Here is a 1406-nt window from a genome sequence, read left to right as displayed (position 1 = left end):
ATCCGGCGCTGCTGGAGAAGGCCATGGAACGCCCTACAGCGTGATGAAGGCATGAACTCGCAACGACACGCTTGCTAAGTACCGCCCCGGGCAAGCCCATCCATCTTATCGGCGTCGAGTTTCACGCGATCAGCGGCAAATCGTCGGCTTCGATGTCTCAGTGCATTAGAGCCAGCCTGGCATCGTCTCGATGGCCCGCTGCCTCTCAATGCGGCCGTGGCAGTGCTTGCTTTGACTCGGCCAGTGCTGCCGATTACCCTTAGAGAATCGTGCAAGATACGCTTGGCGACCGGCTGAACCATGGAAACGACACTGATCGATCGACGCAAGTATCCTGAGCTTGATCTCATCCTTTGGGATCGGGCCGAGACATTTGTCGCGCCCGACGTCGCATTTCGGCTGTATGAAGAGCGCTGGCGCTTCGTTGATCACGAGCGTCTTGAGGATGACGAGCGACAGTTGATCCTCGAGCTCAAGAAGACCCATGGTCACGGGCACATGCTGGTAGCATGACGTACCGCCGAGCACACCATCGCGCCGTAATTCAGCTACTCACGCATTTTGATGCCGATTTTCTTGCCGCTCACAACATCCTCTTTGGCGGTGGCACCAGGATCGCTCTTGAGCTGCATGAATTTCGCGAATCAGTCGATATCGATCTCTTCTGTATTGGCCGATCCGCCTATCGAGCGGCCAGATCCGCCATCACGTCGCGAAGCTTCGGCTCTCTCTTGCGGCCAGGCCATACCTTAGCTCTCCTTAACGACCGTGAAATTCGAGCCGATAGAGATGCCATTCGAGCGCTTCTCGAAGGCCCAGGCCATCCCATCAAGCTTGAAATCATTCACTTCAATAACGAAGCGATCAAAGCAGATCCACGGTCTCAACTCTTTCCCATTCCTTTCGTTGGGAAAGAAGGATGTTTTTCCACGAAGCTGACGGCTAACGCCGACCGTTACATGAATCACAGAAAGGATATTTTGGATCTGTGCATGATGCGCCGAGAATGGGGAGAAATACCCGAGGCAGCTTGGGAGATTGCCTGTGAGGAGTATGGGGAAGGCGTTATTCTGAAAGGGTTAGACAGCGCCCTAAGCCGCGTGGTGATCAACCCACAAGCTGCACTCGAGCATGCGATAACGTCCCTTCAAATGGAACAGAACCTGGCCAAAGAACTCATCTACACACAAGCGCCCGCATGGCTCGGTAAGCTCGGCTTGCCCTAGGCCATCCCAGGGCGGAGGTTCGCAAACGGCTGCTCTGTTCTCGATGGAACGCCAGCAGCCGCTTTCTCACCGGCACTCCCCCTTCACGCTTCGCTTCGTCGAGTGCGATACTCCTTCATCGCCTGCGATCTGACGCAACGGAGCGCCATGTTCACCGACCTTCTCATCGTTTTCGCCCTG

General features: G+C 55.6%; 2 protein-coding genes. Both read left to right on the top strand.

Translation table 11 applies throughout. From position 1 onward, the window contains the following. Nucleotides 1-300 precede the first annotated feature (300 nt). Nucleotides 301-513: a hypothetical protein gene (locus QPM17_RS23590; RefSeq protein WP_285394184.1), complete on the top strand. Its 213-nt coding sequence runs from the start codon at nt 301-303 to the stop codon at nt 511-513. Beyond that, complete coding sequence (locus QPM17_RS23585) at nt 510-1226, top strand: nucleotidyl transferase AbiEii/AbiGii toxin family protein (protein WP_285394183.1); 717 nt, start codon at nt 510-512, stop codon at nt 1224-1226. Before QPM17_RS23590 ends, QPM17_RS23585 begins: the two co-directional genes overlap by 4 nt. Nucleotides 1227-1406: the final 180 nt, after the last annotated feature.

It is taken from the genome of Marinobacter azerbaijanicus (assembly GCF_030250645.1).
Taxonomy (GTDB): domain Bacteria; phylum Pseudomonadota; class Gammaproteobacteria; order Pseudomonadales; family Oleiphilaceae; genus Marinobacter; species Marinobacter azerbaijanicus.
The sequence above is the reverse complement of the archived record's forward strand: the minus strand, read 5'-3'. Positions and strand labels throughout refer to the sequence as shown.

Bases quoted from the DNA above. Each gene is read 5' to 3' on its own strand.
- QPM17_RS23585 (WP_285394183.1), top strand. From the start codon at position 510: ATGACGTACCGCCGAGCACACCATCGCGCCGTAATTCAGCTACTCACG.
- QPM17_RS23590 (WP_285394184.1), top strand. From the start codon at position 301: ATGGAAACGACACTGATCGATCGACGCAAGTATCCTGAGCTTGATCTC.